An 8,393-nucleotide genomic window follows, 5' to 3' on the forward strand; every position below is an offset into this window, starting at 1 on the left:
CCCCCGGCCTCGCCCCCGCCCGCAACGCGCCGGCCCGCGGCGACGACAATGGCGCGGTGAACGACGCGAACGGTACGAGCGGCACGAACAGCACGCCCGGTATGAACAGCACGCCCGGCACGCCCGGCACGAACGACACCGACGAGGAGCTCCAGGCCCTGGTGCACGACGCCATGGCGGCGGCGGTGCGCTCGCCCCTGCGCGGCCGGGTCGCCGACTACATCCCCGCCCTCGCCGAGGCCGACCCGGCGGCGTTCGGCATGGCGATCGCCACCCTCGACGGCCGGGTCTTCGGCGCGGGGGACTGGCGGCAGCCGTTCTCCGTGCAGTCGGTGTCCAAGCTGTTCACCCTCGCCCTGGCGCTCGCCGAGGGCGGCGACGGCCTGTGGACCGGCGTCGGCCGCGAGCCCTCCGGCAACCCGTTCAACTCGCTCGTCCAACTGGAGTCCGAGCACGGCATCCCGCGCAACCCCTTCATCAACGCCGGTGCCCTCGTGGTGACCGACCGCCTGCTGGAGCTCACCGGTGACGCGGCCGGCGCCGTCCTTGAGCTCCTGCGCGCGGAGTCCGGCGACCGGGCCGTCGACGTCAACCGCTCGGTGGCCGCCTCCGAGGCCGAGCACGGCCACCGCAACGCCGCCATGGCGCACTTCATGGCCGGCTACGGGAACCTGCGCAATCCGGTCGAGGACGTGCTCGCCCACTACTACGCCCACTGCGCGATCGAGGCCGACTGCCGCGACCTGGCGCTCGCGGGCCTCTTCCTCGCCCGCCACGGCGTGCGCGCCGACGGCTCGCGGCTGCTGACGCGCAGCGAGGCCAAGCGGATCAACGCCGTGCTGCTGACCTGCGGCACCTACGACGCGGCCGGCGAGTTCGCCTACCGGGTGGGCCTGCCCGGCAAGAGCGGCGTGGGCGGCGGCGTGCTCGCCGTCCTGCCCGGCCGGGGCACGGTCTGCACCTGGAGCCCCGGCCTGGACGCGGCCGGCAACTCGGTGCTCGGCGTCGCCGCCCTGGACGCCCTGACGACGGCCACCGGCTGGTCCGTGTTCTGACGGCCGCCGGGCCGCCGGGGCGCCGTCGGAACCCGGACGGCTCCGGCTGGTGACGGACCGGAAGCTGACGGTCACGAAGTTGTTATGTCCTCTTCACCGGGTCGACGACCGGCCGGGTCATGCTCTGCACCGGCGGTGGCCACCGCCGAAGGCGCGCCGGCCAGCAGGCGCACTGACAAGGGACTGACACCGTGACCGTCCGCCGCACCCTCATCGGCACCCTCACCGCCGGGCTGCTCGCCGCGACCGCCGCCGTCCTGCCCGTCGGCAGCAGCGCGCAGGCCGCCGGCAGCGCCCCGGGCGAGCTCCCGTTCGCCGCCACGACCACCGTCGGCCTGCACAACACCTACGACCCCGCCGCCTTCGGCTACCTCGCCCAGGGCCTGGACACCGGCACCGGCATGATCGAGCTGGACGCCTGGCCGAACGTCGTCACCAAGGAGTGGAAGGTCAGCCACTCCAACCCGCTGGGCAACGCCAACAACTGCGTCAGCGCCACCACGGCCGCCCAGCTCTACTCCGGTGGCGGCAACAAGAACCTGGAGACCTGTCTGGACGACGTGCGGATCTGGCTCGGGGCCCACCCCGCCGCCGGTCCGCTGGTGATCAAGCTGGAGCTCAAGCCGGGCTTCTCCGGGAACCTCGGCATGGGCCCCGCCCAGCTCGACGCGCTGATCGCCGCCCACCTCGGCTCCGCGGCGCTGCGCCCGGCCGATCTGCTCGCCAAGCCGGGCGGCGGCGCCTACCCGACCCTGGACGACGCCGCCCGGGCCGGCAACTGGCCCACCAGGTCGGCGCTCGCCGGCCGCGCCCTGGTGTACGTCATCCCCGGCACCGTCGAACTGGACAACCCGTTCGACACCCTGCACACCGACGTCGAGTACGGCCGGTACCTGCGCGACCTGGCCGCGGCCGGCCGGATCGGCGAGGCCCGGATGTTCCCGACCGCGCTCGGCGCGGCGGCCGGCGACCCGCGCGCCCGGTACGGCGAGACCTCGATCCGCCCGTGGTTCGTCGTCTTCGACGGCGACGCCGCCACCTATGTGAACGGCATCGACACCACCTGGTACGACACCAACCACTACCTGCTGACGATGACGGACGCCCACAACGTCGCGCCCGCCATCAGCAACACCGACCCCACCGCCGACCAGGCCCGCACCCGCACCGAACAGCTCGCCCGCGCCCACGCGACCATCGTCTCCAGCGACTGGCGCAAGCTCCCCGCCGTCCAGTCGCTCGTCCTCCCGCGCGGCTGACCCCGGCCCACCACCCGCTTCCCCCGGACCCGGGCCGCCCGCCCGGGTCCGGGCGGCGTCCCGGCGGCGGGGGTCAGCCCGCCGGGGCGTCCCCGGACCCGGCCAGCGAGGCGACCAGCGAGCGGAACGCCGCCCGGTAGACGCTCGGCGTGGTGCCGGTGTGCCGCTGGAAGTGGTGGCGGAGGTTGGCCGGTGTGCCCAGGCCGGTCCGGGCGGCGATCCGCGCCACCGGCTCGTCCCCGCGCTCCAGCAGCCGCTGCGCCCGCTGGATCCGCACCCGCAGCAGGTACTGCAGCGGCGGCAGCCCGGTCTCGGCCCGGAAGCGGCGGCTCAGGGCCCGGACGGTGAGGCCGGCGTGGCCGGCGATGTCCTCCAGCGTCAGCGGGCGGTCGAGCCGCGCCTCCAGCCAGCCGAGCGTGGGCCCGAGGCCGTCGCCGGCCGGCGGCGCACCGCCCGGCCCGCCCGGCGCACCGACGGGCCCGCCCGGGGTACCGCCCGGCCCGCCCGGCGTACCGACGGGCCCGACCGGTGCCGCGGCGCCCTCCGCGTACAGCTCCAGGAACACCTGCCGCTCCGTCTCGACGGCCACCGCCACCCCGTGGTCCACGGTGATCAGCCGCAGGCAGAGGTCGACCCCGCCCAGGACCCCGGCGGCGGTGTGGAACGGGCCGTCCGCCACCACCGCCCCGTCCGGGTCCACCTCGGTCCGGGGGTGGCGCCGCGCCAGTTCGGCGGCGAGCCCGCGCGCGGTGGAGGCCCGGCGGCCGTCCAGCAGCCCGGTCGCGGCCAGGGTGAACGTCCCGCTGCCGAACGCCCCGATCCGGCAGCCCCGGGCGGCCGCCGCCCGCAGGGCCCCGACCACCTCCGGTGGCGGGTCGCCGGGCCGGACGCCCTGCCCCGGCACCAGCACGGTGTCGGCCTCCGTCAGCTCCGCCAGGCCGTCCAGCCCCCACGGTGCCGCCAGACCGAAGGCCGCGGGTCCGCCGGTCGACCGGAACCCGGGCGCGGCGCAGAGCCGCACCTCGTACGAGACCCGCGGGTGGCAGCGGTCGGCCGTGCCGAAGCAGACGGCCGGCGTCGTGACGTGATGCCCCGGCACCCCGTCGAGCAGCACCACGGCGATCACAGGCATGTCCAGAATTTAGCCCAGGGTGACCTCGCCGCCGCTGTCGGCCCCGGGGTCCGGCGCGAAGGATGGGACGCACCGACGCCGCAGGTCACCGGCCCTCCGGGCGATCGGTTCCCGACACCCCGGCGTGCCCGCGCACGCCCTCGAACGAACGGAGACGCCCATGTTCCGAAACGCCTCCCGGTCCCGCCGCGCGGCCCGCGCCGCCACCGTCGCCCTCGCCGCCGCGGCCTGCGTCGCGACCCTGACCGGACCCGCCGGGGCGATCGTCAACGGCCGGGCGGCCACCGAGCGCTACCCCTTCATGGCCTCGATTCCGATGACCGTGCCCGAGATCGGCTTCGACGACGGCGTGTGCGGCGCGTCCCTGATCCACCCCCGCTGGGTGCTCACCGCCGCCCACTGCGTGGACACCTCGCTGGTGCGCCCCGACGGCATCGTGCGCATCGCCTCCGACCGGCGCACCGCGGGCGGCACCGTGCGCGGCATCGAACGGACCGTCACCCACCCCGGCTACACCCTGGGCGCGGCGGCCGGCGCGAACCGGGACGACCTCGCCCTGGTCCGCCTCGACCGCGCCGCGCCGCAGACCCCGATCCCGATCGCCGACCGGGCCGGCGCCCCGGGGACGCCGACCCGGCTGCTGGGGTTCGGCACCACCGCCGACACCACCGACATCACCCAGGCCGCCTTCGCCGGGCGCCTGCGGCAGCTGGACACCCGCATCGGCGCCGTCGACGAGTGCGCGCCGGGCCGCGCCGGGCTGACCAGGCTCTGCACGGTGAGCCGGGTGCCCGGCGCGATGGCCTGCATCGGTGACTCCGGCGGCCCGCAGATCCAGCGCGGCCGGGGCGGCCGCTGGGAACTGGTCGGCACCACCTCCGGGGACGGCGACAGCGACCCGACCTGCTCCACCGGCCCCGGGCTGTACAGCAGTGTGCCCGCCTACGCGGACTGGATCCGGGCCACGCTGCGGGCCTACGGCGACTGACCCGCCACGGCGACCGACCCTCCACCAGGCCGGCCCGGCGCGTCCCCGCGGGAGTGCGCCGGGCCCCCGCCCCTCCTGCCCCCCACGCCTCCGCTCCCGACGAGGGCTTACCCTGCCGCCATGCCCGTGATCGCCGTCCTCGCGCTCGACGGCCTGCCCGGCCACCACCTCACCACCCCCGGACTCGTCTTCGGCACCGCCGCCCGTGAGCACCCCGGTGTCGCCTACGACGTCCGGCTGTGCGCGGTCGGCGGGCCCGGCACCGTCCGGCTCGGCCCGCCCGCCCCGGCCGAGGCCGTGCTCCCGTACGGACTCGCCGACGCCGCCGAGGCGGACGTCCTGCTGTTGCCCGCCCACCGCGACGACGGCGCGGACCCGGCGCCGGAGCTGCTCGGCACGCTCCGTGCGGCCGCCGCCCGCGGTGCGCGGATCGGTGCCTCCGGCCCCGGGGTCCTCACCCTCGCCGCCACCGGCCTGCTGGACGGCCGGCGCGCGACCACCGCCTGGCGCCACACCGGGGAGCTCGCCCGGCGGCACCCCCGCGTGGCGGTCGACCCCGGCGGCACGCTGGTCGCCGACGGCCCGTTCCGCACCTCCGGCGGGATGTTCGGCGGCCTGGACATCTGCCTCGGCCTGCTGGCGGAGGACCACGGCGAGCGGATCGCGGACCGGACCCGCCGGGAGCTGCTCAGCCCCCTGACGGTCCACGCCGAACGGGTGGCCGAGACCATCGACCGCACCCTCGCCGACAGCGGCGGCCTCGACGCGACCCTCCAGTGGCTGGAGACCAGCCTGCACCTGCCGCTCACCCCCGCCCGCATCGCCGCCCACGCGGGCGTCAGCGTCAGCAGCCTCAACCGGCGCTTCCTCGCCCGCACCGGTCTCAGTGCCCCGCGCTACCTGCTCGGCCTGCGCCTCCAGCGGGTCCGCGACCTGCTCGAACGCACCGACGACCCGGTGGAGGCGATCGCCGCCCGGACCGGCTTCGGCTCCTCCGCCACCCTGCGCCCGCACTTCGCCCGCCTCACCGGCACCACCCCGCGCGCCTACCGCGCCCGCCATCGCCGGGGCTGACGCCGCCGGGGCTGACGCCGCGCCTCCGCCCGGTTGCTCCGGGGCCCGGTCGTTCCGTGGCTCCGGCTACGGCTTCAGACCCCCGTCGTCAGCCCGGCGGAACGCTCGGTGGCATCGGCGGGCCGCGGCTGTCCGTTCCACTCCGAGGCCAGCAGCCCCAGCACGAGCTCGTCCTCGAACGCCCCGTACACCCAGGCGGCCCGGCGCAGCGTTCCCTCCACCACGAACCCGGCCCCCGTCGCGGCCTTGACCATCGGCAGGTTGCCGGCCGCCGTTTCGACCTGCAGCCGGTGCAGCCCGCGCACCGTGAAGCCGTAGTGGCAGAGCAGCCGCACGATGTCGCCGGACAGCCCGCGCCCGCGGAACCCCGGCCGCAGCGCCAGGCCGAGGTGGGCGCGCCGCTGGTGGGCGTCGATGCCCCAGAGCAGCGCCTCCCCGGCCAGTTCGCCCGACGGCCGGTCCACCACCGAGAAGCAGGCGGCTTCGTCGTCGCCCGCCCCCACGACGAACGGGGACTGCGGGGAGCCGGGCGGGATCGGCCGCCAGGGGCGGGAATCGGCCCGGGAACGGGTGGCGACGTCGTCGTAGAGCTCGGAGTGGAGCACCGGGACGTCGTCGTCGTGACGGGCGCGCAGGATGATGCGGGAGCTTTGTAGCATGTCACATTGTTAACAGCGGGCCGGCGGCGCCCGCAATCGGATTTCCGCGCCGCCCGCCCGGGGAATGACGGCGGCGCGGGCGGCCGTTGGCACCGAGGTGACCGCCGCGCCCGCCCTCCGCCTCTCCGTCCTGGACCGCTCCCGCACCCGCCGGGGGGAGGAGCCCGCCCGGGCGCTGCGCGACACCGTCGCCTTCGCGGTGGAGGCCGAACGGCTCGGCTACCACCGGTTCTGGGTCTCCGAGCACCACGGCGTGCCGGGGGTCGCCGGCTCGGCGCCGACGGTGCTGGCCGCCGCCGTGGCCGCCGCGACCTCCCGGATCCGGGTCGGCACCGGCGGGGTGATGCTCCCCAACCACCAGCCCCTGGTGGTCGCCGAGCAGTTCGGCGTCCTCGCGGCACTGTTCCCGGGCCGGATCGACATGGGCCTGGGCCGGTCGGTGGGCTTCACCGACGGCGTGCGCCGGGCGCTCGGGCGGGAGAAGGACGCCGCGGACCGCTTCCCCGGGCAGCTCGCCGAACTGCTCTCCTGGTTCGACCCCGCCGCGCGCGGCCCCGGGGGTGTGCACGCCCGCCCCGCCGAGGGCCTGGACGTCCCCGCGTTCGTGCTGGCCACCGGCGCGGGCGCGGACGTCGCCGCCGAGGCGGGGCTGCCGCTGGTGATCGCGGCGGTGCGCGGCGAGGAGGCGATGCTGGCGGCGATCGACCGCTACCGGGAGCGCTTCCGCCCCTCCGCACGGGCCGAGCGGCCCTATGTGATCGTCTCCGGGACCGTCGCCGTCGCGCCGAGCGAGGAGCGGGCCCGGGCGCTGCTCGTCCCGGAGGCCTGGTCGGCCGCCCACAGCCGGACCCACGGGGAGTTCTCCCCGCTCGAACCCGCCGAGGAGATCCTGGCCCGGCCGATGACCCCGCGTGAGCGCGCCGCGTTCGAGCAGGCCCTCACCGGCCACCTCGTGGGCACCCCCGGGCGCGCCGTCGCCGAGCTCGCGGCGCTCATGGAGCGCACCGGCGCCGACGAGTTCCTGCTGACCACCAGCACCTACGACCGGACGGAGCTGCTGGACTCCTACCGCCTGCTCGCCGAGGCCGCCGGCCTGCGCTGACACCGGCCCGGCCCGCGGCGACCCGCACCCGGGCGGCGCGCGCCATGCCGGGCGGCGCGGCCGCGTGGACGCGACTGTCCGGCCCCGCGCCACCGGCGCCCCCCGGTGCGCCCGGACGGGCACCCTGCCCGGCACCCCGCGAACCCGCCCGCCGACGCCGCCGCACTGCTCGGGGTGCTGCGCCGGATCCGGCGCGGCGGAGGGGCGGTGACGCCGGCTCGGGCGATCTGGTCCGACCGGAGGGTGACCACCCGCCGGAACGCGGCAGCGGGACCACCGGCCGGGTTGGTCATGGCGACGACGCCCGCCAGGTCGCCGGGGTCCAGGTACGCCGGCCGGTAGGGCGACGCGGTGCCGCCGCCGGCCGGAGCCTCCCGGACCGCGAGGTCGGCGATGGTGGGCGCGCCCCAGCCCGGGGGCGTGAGCGGCCGGAGGCCGTGGCCGTCCCTCGGATCGCCGTTGTCGCGGAATCCGGAGAACACGGGCCGCGCCTCCTGGTACGAGCCGAAGGCGAGCCACTGGATCCGGGTGCGGGTGCCGTCGGAGGCGGTCCGCTCCCGGACGGTGGCGGTGCGGCAGGCGTCCTGGAGCAGGAGCGAGCGCAGCCGCGCCGGGTCCTCCTGGTCGTCGGCCACGCCCACGCAGCCGACCCGCTCGGCGAGGGCGCCGGCCGGGTTCGGACCCGCGCCCGGCGTCGGGCGGGCGGCGGGGGTGAGCGCGCCGCCTGCCTCCAGCGGCGCGGGGAGGAGCAGCTGCCGCAGGTCCGCCGCGTGGCGGCTCCGGTTCTCCGCCGGGGGCCGGGTGGCCGGCCGGGCCGAGGCTGGTCGTTTCGCCGGGAAAAATACCCCCACCGGTATAGTGGAGGTGAGGGAGCAACCCTCGCCTTCCCCGGACATGAGGAGTCCTGCGATGTGTCGACGTACGACGTGCCGGAGCTGCGGCAAGGCCACCTACGCGGGGTGCGGCATGCACGTCGACCAGGTGCTGGCCGGCGTGCCCAAGGCCGCCCGCTGCGACTGCGACCGCGAGGCGCAGAAGGGCGGCGGCTTCTTCGCGAAGCTCTTCGGCCGCCGCTGAACCGGCGGACGCACACGCGTCGGGCCGTGCCGGGAATCCCCGGCACC

9 protein-coding genes are annotated in these 8,393 nt (G+C 76.9%); 6 read left to right on the top strand and 3 right to left on the bottom strand.

Annotation, left to right across the window (positions count from 1 at the left end; translation table 11 throughout):
• The first annotated feature begins 173 nt into the window (after nt 1–173).
• Both ACFXAM_RS36065 and ACFXAM_RS36070 read left to right on the top strand, forming a co-directional pair.
• Nucleotides 174–1,055, top strand: a complete 882-nt coding sequence (locus tag ACFXAM_RS36065) for a glutaminase (protein WP_380297849.1) — start codon at nt 174–176, stop codon at nt 1,053–1,055.
• A 191-nt stretch (nt 1,056–1,246) separates the two neighbouring features.
• On the top strand, nt 1,247–2,314 hold the full coding sequence (locus tag ACFXAM_RS36070; RefSeq protein ID WP_380297837.1) for a phosphatidylinositol-specific phospholipase C domain-containing protein: 1,068 nt from the start codon (nt 1,247–1,249) through the stop codon (nt 2,312–2,314).
• 73 nt (nt 2,315–2,387) lie between these two features.
• On the opposite strand, the gene ACFXAM_RS36075 is transcribed toward ACFXAM_RS36070, so the two are convergent.
• A complete protein-coding gene (locus ACFXAM_RS36075) occupies nt 2,388–3,446 on the bottom strand; it encodes a GlxA family transcriptional regulator (protein WP_380297838.1) in 1,059 nt (352 codons plus the stop codon).
• 160 nt (nt 3,447–3,606) lie between these two features.
• Here ACFXAM_RS36075 and ACFXAM_RS36080 point away from each other — a divergent pair, with 160 nt between their 5' ends.
• On the top strand, nt 3,607–4,434 hold the full coding sequence (locus tag ACFXAM_RS36080; RefSeq protein WP_380297840.1) for a S1 family peptidase: 828 nt from the start codon (nt 3,607–3,609) through the stop codon (nt 4,432–4,434).
• A 120-nt stretch (nt 4,435–4,554) separates the two neighbouring features.
• Nucleotides 4,555–5,508 (top strand): GlxA family transcriptional regulator, encoded by a 954-nt coding sequence (locus ACFXAM_RS36085; RefSeq protein WP_380297842.1) that lies wholly within the window; start codon nt 4,555–4,557, stop codon nt 5,506–5,508.
• A gap of 74 nt (nt 5,509–5,582) precedes the next feature.
• Here ACFXAM_RS36085 and ACFXAM_RS36090 read toward each other — a convergent pair whose 3' ends face one another.
• Nucleotides 5,583–6,167 carry a GNAT family N-acetyltransferase gene (locus ACFXAM_RS36090; protein WP_380297843.1) on the bottom strand — a complete coding sequence of 195 codons (585 nt, stop codon included), beginning with the start codon at nt 6,165–6,167 and terminating at the stop codon, nt 5,583–5,585.
• A gap of 64 nt (nt 6,168–6,231) precedes the next feature.
• Here ACFXAM_RS36090 and ACFXAM_RS36095 point away from each other — a divergent pair, with 64 nt between their 5' ends.
• Nucleotides 6,232–7,269, top strand: a complete 1,038-nt coding sequence (locus ACFXAM_RS36095; protein ID WP_380297844.1) for an LLM class flavin-dependent oxidoreductase — start codon at nt 6,232–6,234, stop codon at nt 7,267–7,269.
• On the opposite strand, the gene ACFXAM_RS36100 is transcribed toward ACFXAM_RS36095, so the two are convergent.
• Nucleotides 7,233–8,165, bottom strand: a complete 933-nt coding sequence (locus tag ACFXAM_RS36100) for a hypothetical protein (protein ID WP_380297846.1) — start codon at nt 8,163–8,165, stop codon at nt 7,233–7,235. The two genes, ACFXAM_RS36095 and ACFXAM_RS36100, sit on opposite strands and share 37 nt — an antisense overlap.
• Before the next feature lie 13 nt (nt 8,166–8,178).
• Between ACFXAM_RS36100 and ACFXAM_RS36105 the strand changes: the two genes are divergently transcribed.
• Complete coding sequence (locus tag ACFXAM_RS36105; RefSeq protein WP_380297847.1) at nt 8,179–8,346, top strand: hypothetical protein; 168 nt, start codon at nt 8,179–8,181, stop codon at nt 8,344–8,346.
• Nucleotides 8,347–8,393 lie beyond the last annotated feature (47 nt).

Source organism: Kitasatospora sp. NPDC059462 (assembly GCF_042749955.1).
GTDB lineage: Bacteria > Actinomycetota > Actinomycetes > Streptomycetales > Streptomycetaceae > Kitasatospora.